Here is a 17,039-nt window from a genome sequence, read left to right as displayed (position 1 = left end):
TTCCACTACATTTATGCGATTAAAAAATATACTTCCTTAAGATTGCGACTAAAAGTACGAAGGCTATAACAAACATCACAATGACTAATATTTTTTCGTCTTTATTCCCTTGCATGAGGAAAACCCTCCTTTGATTATGTCTCTGATATGATACATTATTTTCCCCTGCTTTGAAGGGTAAAACATTTACAATCTTATGAATGGTTGGGAGTTCACTTATTTCATCCAATCCTCGGCCCAATCTTGAACTTCTTCTAAAACACCTTTTAATGCCAGTCCTTTTTCAGTCAAACCATATTGAATTCTAACAGGGGTTTCAGGATAGACATATCTTTTAATGACACCAATACCTTCAAGTTCCTTGAGTCTTTCAGAAAGCATTTTCTGGCTAATATTTGGGATGTACTCATTTAATTCTTTAAAACGGCATGGACCTGTAAATAATACTTTAATAATGATACCCATCCATCGCTTCCCTAATAATTCAAAAGCAGCCTCGTATTTAGGGCAAAGATATTGTTTATCCATAATCATCACGTTCCTTAAAAATTTATTACTTGACGAAGCGTAAAACTTCTTTTATAGTGAGAAATGTTGTCACTTACAAAAAGTAAGTTACTTTACTTACTATATCACATTATTTAAATTAGTGAAAATATCTAGGAGGGTTCCCCTATGGAAAATATATTAAATGTAATGGAAGAAAGACGTTCGACGAAAGTGTACGATCCAAATATAGAAATTCCTCGTGAAGAATTAGTCAGCATCTTAGAAATGGCAGGAAAAGCTCCTTCAGCTTGGAATCTGCAGCATTGGAATTTTCTTGTTTTTGATCATAAAGAAGTTCAGGAAAAGCTTCTTCCTATTGCTTTTAACCAACAACAAATCGTTGATGCATCAGCAGTAGTTGCCGTTTTAGGTGATCTCGAGGCAAATAAAAATGTCGATCCCGTCTTTGACCCATCCGTCGAAAAAGGTGAGATGACTGCAGAAATCAAGGCAGTTTTAAACAAGCAGATTCAAGGAGCCTATACTCGTGACCAATACCCAAGAGATGCTGCTTTCAGTAACGCTTCATTAGCTGCAATGCAATTAATGATAACCGCTAAAGCAAAAGGATGGGACACATGCCCAATCGGAGGTTTTAATCCGCAATTACTAAAAGAAACGTTTAATGTCACTGATCGTTTTCTTCCAATTATGCTAATTACCATTGGAAAACCGTTACAAGAGGCACGTAAAACCGATCGTCTTGATATACGTAATCTAATTACCTGGGCGGAATAAATAGAAAAGCGGAAGAGCCTTGGAAAAAGGATGAAAGGCTAAGTATGCCATGTCTTGTGGCAACGTCTTTCTGAACCACATCGTGTTGGCCGCAGGCATAGCATAAGACAGGCCACCTAGTAAGGGAGAGCTTTTCCCCTTTTTAGGTGCCTTGGCTTATGTCTCGAGGAACTAGGTGCTGAAGCTGGAAACCGATATACTCTTTAGCCGTACGCCGTAAGCATTCCAAAAATTTCATGAGTTCCTTTCTTAATATAATATTTGTTAACACGTTAAAAAAGCTGTTCTAAAAGAAATCCGAAACCATTTCTTTTGGAACGGCCTTTTGATTTTATGATTAGAAAAGCTTGTAAACGAATCTTTTCACTCTCAGCACTTGAAATTAAGATTAATAACGAATATTATAATATTTGTGTTTAAAAATTGTTCGTCTTTTGGAGGTTTCACTATGTTTAAATTGAAAGAGAACGGTACAAATCCTAAAACCGAAATTATTGCAGGGATTACGACTTTTTTAACAATGGTTTATATCGTCATTGTTAATCCCGTCATTTTAGCTGATGCGGGTGTACCTTTTGATCAAGTATTTCTTGCCACCATCATTTCAGCCGTAATTGGAACGCTATGGATGGCATTATTCGCTAATTATCCTATTGCTATCGCACCTGGTATGGGTTTAAACGCCTATTTTACTTACTCAGTAGTTGGCGGTAATGATGATATCACCTACCAAACTGCTTTTGCTGCTGTCTTTATAGCTGGAATTATCTTTATTCTCCTATCTTTAACACCATTCAGAAAGAAATTAATTGAAGCAATTCCTGAAAATCTAAAGCATGGAATTACTGCAGGTATTGGATTATTTATAGCTTTTATTGGTTTGCGTCTTACCGGAATCGTAGCCGCTCATCCTACAAATCTTGTTACACTTGGGGATTTACATGATCCTGGTGTTCTCCTCGCCTTATTCGGGTTGGCGGTAACATTAGTATTAATGGTTTTAAACGTGAATGGTGCATTATTTATAGGAATGGTTTTAACTGGGGTCCTTGCATTCTTTACAGGACAGCTTTCCTTTAATGAAGGTTTCTTATCATTCCCATCACTTTCAGAAGGATTCATTGTCTTTAATCCGATTACTGCTTTAGGAGAAGTTATTCAACACGGTTTATATGCGGTTGTCTTTTCTTTCCTACTTGTTACGATCTTTGATACGACCGGAACCATGATCGGTGTTGCCCAACAAGCAGGTCTCATGAAAGGGAACACATTGCCAAGAGCAAAGGAAGCACTTCTTGCTGATTCTGTTGCCACAACAGTAGGAGCAATGTTTGGGACAAGTCCAACATCTGCCTATATCGAATCCTCCTCGGGAGTAGCAGCAGGTGGTCGTACGGGATTAACAACTTTAACCGTTTCTGTTCTATTTATTATCGCAGCCTTCTTTGGCCCATTAGTAAGTGCTGTATCTGGACTATCTGCGATTACAGCTCCCGCGCTTATCATTGTAGGTAGCTTAATGATGGGAAGTATTTCTGCTATCAAGTGGAATCAGATTGATGAAGCCTTCCCTGCGTTCCTGATTATTTTAAGCATGCCACTTACTTCTAGTATTGCAACTGGAATTGCACTTGGATTTATTTCTTATCCGCTCTTAAAAGTGGTAAAGGGTGAAGGAAAGAAAGTTCATCCATTGTTATATATATTTGCAGTACTGTTTCTTTATCAATTGGCATTTTTGCCGCACTAATAAAGTAATAATCGTCCTTCCTTTCTTAACAGATTGACTTCAATGGTACACATTCTATATGAACAAAGCCGTGCACAAGCGATTTCATCAATGGAACCGCTTGTGTATTTTTATTGTAGTATTAAAATTTCTATTCGGTTTTCATCTATACTCACAAAGGTATTTACACGGCTGAATTAATAGGGGTTGCTGTGTTTAATCATGTGGATTAGATATGAGGAATATCTGTCTGCAGACTATTATTTAATCCAAATCTCTTAAATAAAGGCTTGAAGGACATAACTAAGTTGGGCGTAATGGAAAATGGTCTTCATCTGGGCTATGAAGGTCAGTACTAGTTGGGACGATAAGGAAAATCCCTTCAACTGACTGTTATTTCTAATTTACTCCCACAAGTAAAACCGCCATTCCTTCTGGCTTTTTTTATAATCCTTTGAGCATTATTTTCCAAAAGTGATAATATAAGTCTCTTTCTCCCTATTCATCTAACCAACATTCTCTGCCCATATCAGATACGCACCACTCCATCCTCCTCTCATAGAATAGTACGAGAATACAGAAAGAGGAGGATATTTGCCATGTTTGATCAGAGACAAACCTTTAATTTTCCATTCCCGCCTAGTGGAGGAAATCAAGGGTTTCCTGGGTTTCCAGGTGGAGGAGGGAGCGACCAAGGTTTCCCTAGCTTTCCACCTCCAGAACAATCAGGAGGTGGGACAAATCAAGGGCCTCCAGGACCACCACCATCCTTTGAGCCTTCACTTGCTGCACAAGGACCAAGTACCTTAGCCGTAGACCCTGGTGCTATACAAGGCTGCTTATTCCGCTTCACGTATATTTGGTTAAGAGGCAGACAGTCTTTTTGGTTTTTTCCAATCTTTGTAGGAAGACGCTCTATTTCAGGATGGAGATGGATTGGTTATAGATGGGTATACTTCGGAGTAGACTTAAATCGAATTCAATCCTTCCAATGCTATTAGGTGACCAATATGTATCGTTCAATGTATGGAATAAGAGATAACACTAAAACATCAAGGGGAACCATTACTGTAAGTGGAGAACATACTTTGTTTGTTGATCCTAACCAAGCAACCGCTACACTCGGGGTTGTTACGAATGATAAAGAGCTATCAATAGCCCAACAACAAAACAATCTAATCTCAAGTAGACTACTATTATGTTTTAAAAGTAGTGGAATCTCTGAAAATGATATTCAAACGATAACCTACCAGGTCTATCCTCAATATAGATATGAAGATGGGCAACAGATTTTAACTGGATATGAGGTTAGGCAAATTTTTCAGATCACCATCAGGGACATAAATAAAGTAGGAAAGATTATCGATGAAGCGCTTAAATGTGGTGCTAATGTTGTCGAAAGTATCCAATTCGTCCACTCTGACCCGGGCTTTTATTATCAAAATGCTCTCACAGCTGCTTACAAAACAGCATTCCAGAAAGCAAAAACCCTATCACATGCATCTGGTCAGAACCTGAATCCACAACCAAAGGTAATCAATGAACAGCCAATAAATGTACCTATTCCTTATGCAAATGTTCAATTGCTAAAAGCCGCTGACCAGGGAGCACCTGTTCAACCCGGACAAATTGCCATTAGAGCCGTCGTTTCAGTTGAATTTTACACATATTAAGAAAAGCGGAAGCGCCTCGAACAGCTCCGACAAGCATAAGGCGAGCCACCAAGGAAGGGTGCCTTTTCCCTTTCTATGTGGCTGGCTTATTTCTTGAAGGCATAGATACTCTGCAGAACATGAAAATCCCTTAACCTAAATCCTCCCAAATCTATATTTTTTCATGCATAGATTCTTTCCTCAAATCCATACTACTAGATGGACTAAGATTAGGAGGAATTGAAAATGAACATGAATCAAAATCAATTTAACGGTCAGCAACCACAAGCACAAAATCCACCACAAATGAATCATGGTGGGCATGAACTATTCGATTTACATGAAGACTTATCCGGTCTCATTGGTGTTCTAGATCAGTACCTAATGATGAAACAGTTTATTAAAGATCCTGAGCTCTCTGGAATATTAGACCGGCAATATCATTTCATTGCAGACAACTATAATATTATTGTCGATTGCTTTACAACAGGTAAAGATCCAATGAAACCAACTGAAAGTTATAAAATGACACAGAACAATACCGTTACATACGGATTAAAGCCTTCCCAACCGAAAAAGCCCGCTGCAAACCTTCAAGAGCTGAATGATGATAAGGTCTCTGGACAAATGCTTGGTTCAATAAAGAGTTGTGCTTCCCTCTTGACGATGACCGCACTAGAAGTAACAAATCCCGTTGTGAGAAGAGTGATTGCTGATAGTGTCCCTAATTTTATTGAAATGGCCTATGAGTTATTCTTTTATCGAAACAAGCACGGATACTATCAAGTACCTAGGCTGAATCCACAAGATATGCAAACGATGGTCAATGGATTCGGAAAGACTACTCAATCCTATCCGCTTCAGTAAATAGTAGTGCTGTCACACATGGGGGCATGGAACCTTTTGTGGGACAGCGCTGCATTTTTAAAAATATGCAATTATCTTACTACCCTCGACCTAAATCCATTGATTTCTTCGTACATTCCTCCATAGCTTTTAAAATCGCTCCACGAAATTGATGTTTTTCTAATGTAGCTACTGCTTCAATTGTCGCTCCACCAGGTGAGCAAACTTGGTCCTTTAATTCACCAGGATGTTTCCCGGTTTCTAACACCATCTTCGCTGCACCGAATAAGCTTTGAGCTGCCAGCTGGTACGCTTTGTCCCTTGAAATTCCATCTTTGACGGCACCGTCTGCTAATGCTTCAATAAACATAAAAGCGTACGCAGGTGATGAACCGCTCACTGCCGGAATCGCGTCCATTAACCTCTCCTCAATTTCTTCTGATTTTCCGAAGCTCTCTAATAAGGAGGCTATAACTGCTTTTTCTTCTGGTTGAATCGTATGATTTACACAAAATGCGGTCATTCCCTCTCTTACTAATGAAGGTGTATTTGGCATTGTTCTTATTACTTTTATCGGAAACTGAAATTGTTCTTCTATCCAATCCATCGTGATACCGGCTGCGATTGTTACGATAATCACTTCTTTTTTAACATGCTCGCGAATTTCTTCTATCACTGCCGCATACTGATCCGGTTTAATTGATAGGAATAGAATATCTGCTTCCTTTGCAACGAGAATATTTTCTTTTGTCACTTTAATGGCTAAATCTCTACTAATTTGTTCAAGGCTTTTTTCCGATTTCGCACTGCCGATAATCGACTCCTTTGGCAATAGCCCAGATTGGATGATTCCTCCAATGATGGCTTGAGCCATATTACCGCAACCTATAAATCCTATTTTCTGATTCACCTAATACACCCTTTATAAAAAGTTTTTGTCTACAATAGTTTATCAAATAAAATAAGATTACCCTAAATGTTCATCCTAATACTTGAGAACGTTAAGGTAATCTTACTATCAATTGTGTCGTTCTTGATTCACTAAACGGATGATTCGTTGATAATCAAGCTCTACGATCGGTTCTTTCCTCACCAATCTTTCACGTATCTGCGATAGGAGTTTGCCTTCTTCTTCTGACAATTTCTCAATATCCCATTTTTTATGAAATACACTGTATAGAGTCATATCCCTTAATCCCATAAACAAAGGAATCTTCTTTATCCAGGATTCATCAATTAAATTTTCTTGTAAGTATCCCTTTAAAAAGTTGGTCAGGAATTCTTCACCAAAACGGGTACGAGTCTCTAAATCTTCTTCTCTAAACTTCCACCATATCGAATAATATAATGGGATGGCGATATCACTAATAAAATAATGGTAAGCACTGTCATCAAAGTCAAATACATAGATCTCTCCTTCATGATAAAAGAAATTTCCCGGATGTATATCAGAATGAATCAATCCAAAAGAATCCTTCGTTTCTACTAGCTCTTTTATTGAGTTTATTATTTCATTTCCACGATCAATGATTTCCTGGTCATTTTCGGAAGATAAATAGTGCTTAAAATTAAAAAGCTCTTCCTCTTCCCATCGCTCTCTTCTCGAACCCTTCGTTTTATAACCTTTTGTAACCTTATGCATTTTCCCTATTGTTTTCCCCCATTTTTCAAAAAGATCAGGCCCAAACAATTCCTCTTTTTCCCGAACAGGATGACCAGGAGCTTTTTCAAAAAGACAAGCAAAAAAGGACGAATTTCCAACAGAAACCTCTTCCACAAGTAGTTGATTATTCGAATGCTTCACTAATGACACGTTAACACCTTTTGAATGGAGGAAATTCACCCAATTCAGCTCCGCTTCTACCTGACTTTTTTCCCTATGTGAAGAATGAGTTATCCTTAATATGTAGGGGATTCCATCTTTCGTGACTTGATACACATAGTTCTCAAAATCCCCAAGCTTTTTTGATTCCTTTATACTTACGCTAAAACGATCAGCAGCTTTCTCCAATACTTTTTCATTAAATAAATCGGCTACCCATTTCTCCATGACTGTACCTCTAATTTATAGGATATTTAGTAGTGAAATTCAAAAATGATTTTTTAGCTCACCTTTGATTATACCAAGTTTTCTGTAATTTCAGTAAATGTTTTATGATCAATCTTTTTGGACGGATATTCTGTCCTAATCTAAACAGACAGCTCATCCAAAATGAAAAGTCAGGAACAACAGTTAGTCGTTCCTGACTTTTTCCTGACTCATTAAGCGTATGCTCTTTCTTCTTCTTTCTTAAAGAAACTTCTCATGGCATGAAACACATCGGCTTTTTGTTTCAAAATGAAATAGCGGAAATCTTCATTGGTGATATTTTTGTAGGCACTCATCAATGTTGAATGACGGTTGTATTGATTGACCTCTCCATAACCAAAAATATTGGATACCTTCATGATTTCTTCAACGAGTTTGACGCAGCGGACATTATCAGAAGTTAAGTTATCTCCATCTGAAAAATGGAATGGATAAATATTAAATCGACTTGGATGATACTTATCTTCAATCAGTTCCAATGCTTTTCGATAAGCTGACGAACAAATGGTTCCTCCGCTTTCACCTTTTGAAAAGAAATGTTCTTCTGATACGACTTTTGCTTCTGTATGATGGGCAATAAATTCGATTTCGACAGTTTCATATTTTGTTCTTAAAAATCTCGTCATCCAGAAGAAGAAGCTACGTGCCATATATTTCTCCCAAACTCCCATCGATCCGCTTGTATCCATCATAGCAAGGACGACTGCTTTAGATTCTGGCTTCATGACTTCATTCCAAGTTCGGAATTTCAAATCCTCGGTGACAATTGGATGAAATTGCGGCTTTCCATTCATTGCATTCCTCTTGTACGCTGTAAGCATCGTTTTCTTTTTGTCGATATTTCCCATTAAACCTGTTTTTCGAATATCGTTAAATTCAATGTGCTCTACCGTTTGAACATCTTGCTCTTTTCTTTTAAGATTCGGTAATTCTAACTGACTGAATAAGGCTTCTTCAATCTCCATCATCGAAACTTCGGCTTCATAATAATCTTCTCCAGCTTGATCTCCTGCTCCCTGACCTTTTCCTGGACCTTTTTGCTGAGAGCCATCTCTGGCTACGACATCCCCAACTTGACTGTCTCCCTCACCTTGCCCAACGTGTTTGTTCTTATCGTAATTGTAACGAATCTTATACTCATCTAACGAACGAATTGGTATTTTTACAACTTCACGACCGTTGGACATAACAATGTTTTCCTCGGTAATTAAATCAGGTAAGTTATTCTTAATTGCATCTTGTACCTTTTCTTGATGTCGTTGTTGATCATCATGACCTTTACGATGGAGGGACCAGTCTTCCTGCGAAATGACAAACTGATGGTTATCCTTTTGGCTCATTATTTTCCCTCCTTGGAAAATTTTTTTCACACTTTTGGTCTAAAATGCATACAATATCTCGAGTGTCAAAATGACAAATATCCAATAGGTTATAAGATTCTTGATTACTCTATCCTATGCAAAAACATTAATAAATTTACAAATAATTTAGATAATTCAACGTTTTTCCGCTCTTTAGACAAGCCTATTTTATCCTCTTTTGAAATTCTGACATGTAATGATACATATTATAATAAATCGTTTTTTATGAGTAAAAAAAGTCGCCCTTAGACGACTCTCTTTGAAACATTAGCTTCTTTAAAGAAAAAAATCAGGTCACCCTGATTAGTCTTCATCATACTGTGCCGGATCGGATACGCGGTTAAAGCTCTTTAATTCAGCACTTGACCTAAGCTTCTCCATTTGTTTTCCAAGCAGTATTAACTCTTCCATATTGGAAGCCATGCTTCCATTGAAGGGTTCTGATTCACTGTTAACTGGCTTGGCAGACATCATTACACCTTCTTTCCGAAAGTGATGTTGTATCCGTCAATATCTATTTTCTTTATTGTATTATATTCTGATTTTTCTGTCAATGTTATTTATGTGTCCTCTTTTTGATATTGGACAGGATCTGGCTGCTTATCAACTTCTTCCAATTCTTCATTTGTTCTTAGGTTTTCCATTTGTTTCCCTAAGTTCTTGATATCCATCATGTTTGGTGCCATGGAGCCGTTGTCCGGTACAAAATTTTTGTCTAATTCTTTCGCTTTTTTTGACATGTTTACCACCTCATGCCTACTTTTCCCGTTAAAAATAGATTTTAACAAGGAGAGAAAAAATACTGCCCCATAAAATGGAGCAGTATTTTCCCATTAGCGATTTAATAAGCTTCCAACATAGCGCAGAAGATCATTTGCCGAGCTAGAATTGTAACCATATTCATCAATGAGACGAGCAACCACTTCGTTAATTTTCTTAAGCTGTTGTTCATCTGGAGTCTTACTTGATGTTGTGATTTTAACTACATCTTTTAAGTCAGCAAATAGCTTTTTCTGAATGGCTTCACGTAAGCGGTCATGCGAATTATAGTCAAATCGTTTCCCTTTACGAGCGTAAGCAGAAATTCGAATCAGGATTTCTTCACGGAACGCTTTTTTAGCATTTTCTGAGATTCCGATCTGCTCTTCAATGGAGCGCATTAATTTTTCATCCGGATTAATTTCTTCACCCGTTAATTGATCACGCATTTTGGCCTTATTACAATAGGCTTCAACATTATCTAAATAGTTATCCATAAGGGTTTTAGCGGATTCCTCATAGGAGTATACAAATGCTTTTTGAACTTCTTTTTTCGCGATATCATCATATTCTTTACGTGCCAATGAGATGAAATTTAAATATTTCTCTCTTAATTCCTGTGTAATCGATGGATGCTGATCCAAGCCTTCTTTAAGTGCTCTCAATACATCCAGGGCATTTATGGATGGCACTTCTTTCCGGATGATCGTGGAAGAGATACGGTTAATAACGTATCTTGGGTCAATTCCGCTCATCCCTTCATCTTGATATTCTTTCTTCATTTCATCTACATCCGCTATATTAAACCCTTCAACATTTTCGCCATCATATAACCGCATTTTCTTTATGAAATCGATGTCTCCGCGTTTAGGCTCTTTTAACCTAGTTAAAATGGTAAACATCGCAGCCACTCTTAAAGTATGTGGAGCAATGTGAACATCTGACACGTCACTCTCATTAATCATCTTTTCGTAAATTTTCTCTTCCTGGGTTACCTTTAGGTTATAAGGAACAGGCATGACGATGATCCTTGAATGCAGAGCCTCGTTCTTCTTATTTGAAATAAATGATCGATACTCGGTTTCATTCGTATGGGCAACTATTAGCTCATCCGCTGAAATAAGGGCAAATCGGCCAGCTTTAAAATTCCCTTCTTGTGTAAGGGATAAAAGATGCCATAGGAATTTCTCATCACACTTCAGCATCTCCTGAAACTCCATTAATCCTCGGTTTGCCTTATTCAGTTCACCATCGAAACGATAGGCCCTTGGATCAGATTCTGAACCATATTCAGCAATCGTCGAGAAGTCTATACTACCTGTTAAATCAGCAATATCCTGTGATTTTGGGTCGGATGGACTGAAGGTTCCAATTCCAACACGCTTATCTTCAGATAGAAAAATACGCTCAATTAGAACGTCTTCAATTCGTCCACTATATTCTTTTTCTAACCTCATTAAATTGAGGGGTGATAAATTTCCTTCAATTCTAATTCCAAACTCCTGGTGGAAATCCTCCCGTAAATGCTGCGGGATTAAGTGAAGTGGATCTTCATGCATTGGACAGCCTTTAATGGCAAAAATAGAGCCACGCTCAGTCCGTGAATATTCTTCTAACCCTCTTTTTAGCATAGAAACGAGGGTTGATTTCCCCCCACTAACTGGCCCCATCAAGAGAAGGATTCTTTTTCTTACATCTAACCGTTTGGCTGAAGGATGAAAATATTCTTCAACAAGTCTTTCTAACGCCTCTTCAAGTCCAAATAATTGGTTGCTGAAAAACTTGTATCTTCGTCTGCCATTTACTTCTTCTACTCCTGCATCTTTTATCATATTGTAGACACGTGAATGTGCCGACTGTGCAACCCATGGCTTCTCTTTTACAATTTCTAGATAATCTGCGAACGTCCCTTCCCATTTCAATTTCTCTTCTTCTTCACGATAGTTTTCAACTTTTCTTAAGATACTCATAAGGACCTCCCCCTGTCGCTTGTTGAGAGACGATTAATATACTCTATGCGCTTGGTCACTTGAACATGATTAACATGAGGGATTTCTTCAAAAACGATTATTCGTCACGAAATGGCTCCTCAAAAATCAAATAGCAGAAGTTTCTCGTGCTCCTGACAAGCGTAAGACGAGGCATGAAGTAAGCTTTTTCCTTTCGTTCTTCCTTTTCTTAGACTTCCTTGGCTTTAGTACATAGCTAAACCTTATTCATTTGTATTTTATTATTTTCCTTAAAAAATAAAGGGCTGACATTCACATTATCTTTAAAATAGGCTATACTAAAAATTAGACGGAAAATGTTACTGAAGGAGGACACATAAGATGGGTACAGTATTAATCTTAGGGGTAACTGTAACATTCCTTGCAGCTATTTTCACTGCAGGTTATAATGACAAACCAGGTACGAACAAATAATAGGTTATAGAATAAGGCTGATTCATTCTTTCGATCAATTTATGAAGGAATGAATCAGCCTTATTTTATGGCTTACTTCTTATTAAATTTTTTCTTTTCCACATAATCCTTCATATACATTCTCTTTTTATTTGAAAGCATTGCTGCCATTTGAGAGGTCCAGCGATCGTTGCGCTTCCCATTCGTTCGGGCTTCATAATAGGAAGACACCGTTTTATTATATTCTTCTAGATCCGACATGATTCTTCCTGGATCACTATTATAACGATCCTCTTGATAAATATGATGTAAAGGCAATCTTGGTTTAACTCCTGTTTCTTCTTCAGGATAGCCAACAGCAAGACCAAATAATGGTATAACACGGTCTGGAAGTTCTAATAAATCACTCACTGCCTCTAAATTATTTCGAATCCCTCCAATATAACATATACCTAAGCCCATCGATTCTGCTGCTACCACTGTATTCTGCGCTGCTAAAGCGGCATCAATGACAGCAACCATAAATTTTTCCGTACTTTCAAGAGAATCAATAACGTCCCCATCCTCATTTTCACCAATAATCTCGTGACGATAGAGGTCAGCACAAAAAACAAAGAAATGGCCATTATTTATAACATAGGGCTGATTCCCTGCGAGTTCGGACAATCTTTTTTTCTTTTCAATATCTTTAATTCCCAGGATGGTGTATGCCTGTATATAGCTTGAGGTAGAAGCGGCTTGGGCGCTTTTTACAAGAGTATGTATTTGTTCTGTTGTTAGCTTTTTCTCTGTAAACTTTCTGACTGAGTGATGACTAAGTAGCTTTTCGATAGTTTTATTCATTTTATAACACTCCTTTTCATTATATTATCGTGATTTTAACCTTTTAATCAAAAAAATGGCTCTTTTCGTAGAGGTTGTTATTTTTTAGGAATAAACAATTGACGGTTGACCGTTCCTTTCCGCTACAGGCGCTTACTTTCCACGGGGAGGAAGTCAAGCGCCTGTAGCTCCAATCCACTTCGTTTTCACTTTTGTTAAAATCAACAAACTTTTAGAAAAGAGCCAAACAAATAAAAGGGCTGAAACGCTTCATGCATTTCACACCCTTTTCAATATTACTTATAGAAGCTAATCTTATTTTAGTTTAGGAAAATCCTGCTGCCTTAATGCTTCATAAATGAGGATGGCTGCTGTATTAGAAAGATTTAATGAACGTACGTTATCGTTCATTGGAATGCGTAAACAGCGGTCCTTATTATTTGCTAGCACATCATCTGGCAGACCTGTTGTTTCTCGGCCAAATATAAAGAAATAATTTTGATCGAGATTCGAATAATCAAATGATGAGTGTGCTTTTTGACCATGTTTGGTTAGGTAGAAGAACTCTCCACCCTCATTTTTTTCAAAAAATTCTTCAATTGAATCATAATAAACAATTTCAACAAATTGCCAATAATCTAAACCAGCACGGCGAAGCATCTTATCATCTGTAGAAAAGCCTAATGGACGAATAAGATGTAAAGTTGTATCCGTAGCGGCACATGTTCTTGCTATATTACCAGTGTTAGCTGGAATTTCTGGTTGGAATAATACTACATTTATACTCAAGTCATCTGTCACCTCTATCTTAAACTCTATGTGACATTATACCACTAATTTAAGGAAGAACAATATTTTATGAATCATCTTCAATCGTGAAGAATTTATACTGAATTTCAGGAGTATACGCTGTTGAATCTTCATAGTTCCAATACCGCATTCTGCTATTTGTCGTGTGGGCGTTCACTAACGGCATTCCATAAGCATCTTTTGCCGTGACAATCGTATTATGATCAAATCGCCCATCCCCTTCAAAATCATAACAAATGACATCCCCGAGCTGTAATTGCTGGGGGAATTGAACTTCTATGCCCCTTAAACCGACATTTGATGAGGGAAGATGCCATCGTAAAGAGTTGGCAACAGACCAGCTATAGCTCCAATTATTACTCCTCATCCACCAGCCTTTTCCTCTATTCGGATATCCTCTCATCGGTGCTCCACCAGCATGTAAGCATTGAGAAATAAAGTTCGTACAATCGACTTCAAAGCTTTTATATGCAGGATTATTGCTATTCCACCAATATTCAGCATATTGAACAGCTTTTCTACGGTCATATAGAAAGTGAACTCTTTCATCTTCAGCAACCTCTTGTGATCCCTCAAATTCCTCTTCCTCTTTCATCACTTCTATATCTCGGACAAGATTTTCATCGGTAAATAATGCTACTCTTTCCTCCACTTCCTCTTCTATATAAAAATGGTCATCTTGTTTTAGTAAGTACTTTAAATGCACGTAGTAATACACCTGCTTTTCTTCCTGCAGAGGGATGACTTTACGAATTTGGGCATTCGCATTTACTTTTATAATATCTACTTTTCTTTTGGAGCATAATTCTCTCTTTCTTCTTGCTTTTTCATGTAAATCCGTTCTATTATGATCAACAAAATCTTGTATTCGTTCATTTAGGGTATGAAGCAATTGTTTTTTCATTGGATTCCCTCCCTATACATTATTTCTATGTTAGGTTGGGCTGCTTCAAAACAAAAAAGAAATGACCCTACCAAAGGAGAACCTATGAATCGAACTAGATCCCTCCTATTAATAAAGTCATTTCTGTTCTTCTAAGAGCTTAAGCCCCTTATTAATTTCTGCTAGTACTTCCTTATCTTTTTCAACATTTTTTGCCTCAATGAGTGCTGAAAATCCTTGTTCATGACCAATCTTTCCTATCGCCCATGCAGCTGTCCCGCGCATAACCGGTCTTACATCCTTCTTCATAACTGTAATCAGCTCATCTATCGCCGTATCATCCTTATAATGAGCGAGAGCAATAATCGCATTTCGCTGAATAGGCTTCTTTCCTCTCCAAGAACCAGACATTTTTCCATACTTTTCTTTGAAGTCACGATTAGTTATGGTCAATAATGGTTTCAAAAGTGGCTTAACTAGTTCTGGATCTGGCTCCATTTCTTCGTGAATATGAAAATCCTTTCTTTTATTCTCCGGACATACGGTTTGACATGTATCACAGCCATAGAGACGATTTCCGAGCTTTGTCCTGTATTTGTCTGGAAGGAAGCCCTTTGTTTGTGTTAAAAAGGCGATGCATTTCCCGGCATCCAATTGTCCGCCTTCAACCAAGGCTCCTGTTGGACAAACATCCACACATTTATTGCAAGTTCCACATTGATCAGTCATCGGCTCATCTGGTTCAAATGGCAGGTTCGTAATCATCTCGCCTAAATAAACATACGAGCCAAACTCTGGTGTAATAATGGCACAATTCTTTCCGCTCCAACCAATACCAGCCCTCTCAGCAACCGCCCTATCCACTAATTCACCTGTATCGACCATCGATTTAAATTTTGCATCGGGTACTTTAGAAGAAATATATTCTTCTAATTTTTGGAGTCGATTTCTTAGCACGTCATGGTAATCCTGTCCCCATGATGCACGACAAAAAATCCCTCTTCTTTCCCCCTTTTTACTTCTTGGAGCATTTTCCATTCGTGAGGGATAGGCTAAGGCAATCGCAATAATCGATCTTGGTTGATCAAAAATCAAGGAGGGATCAACGCGCTTATCAATATCCTTTTCCTCAAATCCCGACTGATACCCAAGCATTTCCTGACGGATTAATAGATTCTTCATTTCAGAAAACGTATTCGCCGTCGTAAATCCTATTTTATCTATTCCGATCGTTTTACTGTATTCAATGATTTCATTTTTTAATTTTTGAAAGTCCATATCGAATGTCAGCACCAATACCTACTTCTTGATAAGTGGTGCTTGTCTAACCCTCCTTTCTTTCTTGAAGTCTGCATTCACAAACTTTGTTGTTAAAAGCAAATCAGCTAAAATTCTGTATCCCTTTCTGTGCTTAATGTCAGAAGGGAGAGGTCGGAATTGTAGAAATTGCGATTAGCCAATTTCCTTATTTTATAGTCCCTAAATTTATACTAAACCCCTGTACGAAAAGTATCTTTCCGAAATTGGATAAGTGAAAACTCATTGTTTTCTATGATAAACTATTTTTAATCAATTTGGGAGGGATTAAACATTGGAAGTCATACTAAATTCTTCTTTATGCAATCAGATTAACGATATAAAGCTAGGAATTATCACCTATCATAATATTCAAGTCGGTGATTCTCCACAAATGCTGCGAGGTCGTTTACAGCTCTTTCAGGAATCGATCTATTTTGATCTTGAATCGAAAAATGTAACAGATATCCCTTCCATTCAAGAATGGAGAACCATATTTAAAAAGTTAGGGAAGGACCCTAACCGTTATCGGCATTCAGCTGAAGCCCTCTATAGGCGAATTAAGAAGCAAAATTATTTAACACCTATTCACTCAGCAACTGATCTTAATAATTTCTTTTCTCTGCAATACGGAGTACCATTAGGTATTTATGACTTAGATAAAATTAATGGACCGATCTCGATTACAATCGGAGAAGCAGGTGAAGAATATATAGGGTTAAATGGCAGAGTCAATTCTTTAGAAAATCTCTTCGTCACAAAGGATGAAACCGGTCCATTCGGAAGTCCTTTTGTCGATTCAGAGCGAACGGCAGTGACTAAAGAGACTACATCAGCAATTCAAGTACTATATTTACAGCCTTCTTTAACGATGGAGGAAGCCAATAAATTAACGCAATCACTGATGGATATGTTTGTACAGATCCATGGTGGTGAGGGAGCATTTTCCATCCTTCAATGCTGACAAATTATTAAAATATTCTTGACAATTCGACTAAAAACATGATAAAAATTGTATTACCTAATATTGAATACACATGCTAAGAAGGAAAATTAGTAGCTGCCCTTTCCCTGTCTAAGAGAGCCGATGGTTGCTGTGAATC

17 protein-coding genes and 1 other annotated feature (1 of these 18 only partly in view) are annotated in these 17,039 nt (G+C 37.6%); of the genes, 6 read left to right on the top strand and 11 right to left on the bottom strand.

Features of this window, described 5'->3' with window-relative positions:
• Nucleotides 1–216 precede the first annotated feature (216 nt).
• On the bottom strand, nucleotides 217–528 hold the full coding sequence (locus JOC86_RS14090) for a winged helix-turn-helix transcriptional regulator (RefSeq protein WP_205173570.1): 312 nt from the start codon (nucleotides 526–528) through the stop codon (nucleotides 217–219).
• Nucleotides 529–675: 147 nt separating this feature from the next.
• Between JOC86_RS14090 and JOC86_RS14085 the strand changes: the two genes are divergently transcribed.
• From JOC86_RS14085 to JOC86_RS14065, 5 genes are all read left to right on the top strand, one after another.
• Entirely contained in the window at nucleotides 676–1,287 is a 612-nt protein-coding gene (locus JOC86_RS14085) for a nitroreductase family protein (RefSeq protein WP_205173569.1), read from the top strand.
• Nucleotides 1,288–1,735: 448 nt separating this feature from the next.
• The gene (locus JOC86_RS14080; RefSeq protein WP_205173568.1) at nucleotides 1,736–3,037 is read left to right on the top strand and encodes an NCS2 family permease; all 1,302 of its coding nucleotides are present in this window, start codon (nucleotides 1,736–1,738) and stop codon (nucleotides 3,035–3,037) included.
• A gap of 578 nt (nucleotides 3,038–3,615) precedes the next feature.
• A complete protein-coding gene (locus tag JOC86_RS14075) occupies nucleotides 3,616–4,017 on the top strand; it encodes a collagen-like protein (RefSeq protein ID WP_205173567.1) in 402 nt (133 codons plus the stop codon).
• Between the two features lie 9 nt (nucleotides 4,018–4,026).
• Complete coding sequence (locus tag JOC86_RS14070) at nucleotides 4,027–4,689, top strand: SIMPL domain-containing protein (protein WP_205173566.1); 663 nt, start codon at nucleotides 4,027–4,029, stop codon at nucleotides 4,687–4,689.
• Between the two features lie 231 nt (nucleotides 4,690–4,920).
• A complete protein-coding gene (locus tag JOC86_RS14065; protein WP_205174219.1) occupies nucleotides 4,921–5,535 on the top strand; it encodes a spore coat protein in 615 nt (204 codons plus the stop codon).
• 79 nt (nucleotides 5,536–5,614) lie between these two features.
• Here JOC86_RS14065 and proC read toward each other — a convergent pair whose 3' ends face one another.
• The 10 genes from proC to queG all read right to left on the bottom strand — a co-directional run bounded on the left by proC (nucleotide 5,615) and on the right by queG (nucleotide 15,918).
• Nucleotides 5,615–6,424 (bottom strand): pyrroline-5-carboxylate reductase, encoded by an 810-nt coding sequence (gene proC, locus JOC86_RS14060; RefSeq protein ID WP_205173565.1) that lies wholly within the window; start codon nucleotides 6,422–6,424, stop codon nucleotides 5,615–5,617.
• A gap of 108 nt (nucleotides 6,425–6,532) precedes the next feature.
• Nucleotides 6,533–7,564: a phosphotransferase enzyme family protein gene (locus JOC86_RS14055; protein ID WP_205173564.1), complete on the bottom strand. Its 1,032-nt coding sequence runs from the start codon at nucleotides 7,562–7,564 to the stop codon at nucleotides 6,533–6,535.
• 212 nt (nucleotides 7,565–7,776) lie between these two features.
• Entirely contained in the window at nucleotides 7,777–8,943 is a 1,167-nt protein-coding gene (gene yhbH, locus JOC86_RS14050) for a sporulation protein YhbH (protein ID WP_205173563.1), read from the bottom strand.
• A gap of 324 nt (nucleotides 8,944–9,267) precedes the next feature.
• Complete coding sequence (locus tag JOC86_RS14045; RefSeq protein ID WP_205173562.1) at nucleotides 9,268–9,435, bottom strand: hypothetical protein; 168 nt, start codon at nucleotides 9,433–9,435, stop codon at nucleotides 9,268–9,270.
• A gap of 89 nt (nucleotides 9,436–9,524) precedes the next feature.
• Nucleotides 9,525–9,704 carry a hypothetical protein gene (locus tag JOC86_RS14040; protein ID WP_205173561.1) on the bottom strand — a complete coding sequence of 60 codons (180 nt, stop codon included), beginning with the start codon at nucleotides 9,702–9,704 and terminating at the stop codon, nucleotides 9,525–9,527.
• Between the two features lie 93 nt (nucleotides 9,705–9,797).
• The gene (locus JOC86_RS14035) at nucleotides 9,798–11,693 is read right to left on the bottom strand and encodes a PrkA family serine protein kinase (RefSeq protein ID WP_205173560.1); all 1,896 of its coding nucleotides are present in this window, start codon (nucleotides 11,691–11,693) and stop codon (nucleotides 9,798–9,800) included.
• Nucleotides 11,694–12,218: 525 nt separating this feature from the next.
• Nucleotides 12,219–12,968: an oxygen-insensitive NADPH nitroreductase gene (gene nfsA, locus JOC86_RS14030; RefSeq protein WP_205173559.1), complete on the bottom strand. Its 750-nt coding sequence runs from the start codon at nucleotides 12,966–12,968 to the stop codon at nucleotides 12,219–12,221.
• A gap of 294 nt (nucleotides 12,969–13,262) precedes the next feature.
• Nucleotides 13,263–13,736, bottom strand: coding sequence for a tRNA (uridine(34)/cytosine(34)/5-carboxymethylaminomethyluridine(34)-2'-O)-methyltransferase TrmL (gene trmL / locus JOC86_RS14025; RefSeq protein ID WP_205173558.1), 474 nt, complete (start codon nucleotides 13,734–13,736; stop codon nucleotides 13,263–13,265).
• Nucleotides 13,737–13,803: 67 nt separating this feature from the next.
• Entirely contained in the window at nucleotides 13,804–14,661 is an 858-nt protein-coding gene (locus JOC86_RS14020) for an amidase domain-containing protein (RefSeq protein ID WP_205173557.1), read from the bottom strand.
• 117 nt (nucleotides 14,662–14,778) lie between these two features.
• Nucleotides 14,779–15,918, bottom strand: a complete 1,140-nt coding sequence (gene queG, locus JOC86_RS14015; protein ID WP_205174218.1) for a tRNA epoxyqueuosine(34) reductase QueG — start codon at nucleotides 15,916–15,918, stop codon at nucleotides 14,779–14,781.
• Nucleotides 15,919–16,231: 313 nt separating this feature from the next.
• Here queG and JOC86_RS14010 point away from each other — a divergent pair, with 313 nt between their 5' ends.
• The gene (locus tag JOC86_RS14010) at nucleotides 16,232–16,900 is read left to right on the top strand and encodes a B3/B4 domain-containing protein (protein ID WP_205173556.1); all 669 of its coding nucleotides are present in this window, start codon (nucleotides 16,232–16,234) and stop codon (nucleotides 16,898–16,900) included.
• A gap of 69 nt (nucleotides 16,901–16,969) precedes the next feature.
• Nucleotides 16,970–17,039: a binding site (T-box leader), on the top strand; it runs 140 nt beyond the window's last position.

It is taken from the genome of Rossellomorea pakistanensis (genome assembly GCF_016908495.1).
Lineage (GTDB): Bacteria > Bacillota > Bacilli > Bacillales > Bacillaceae_B > Rossellomorea > Rossellomorea pakistanensis.
This window is presented reverse-complemented; position numbering and strand designations above follow the sequence as displayed.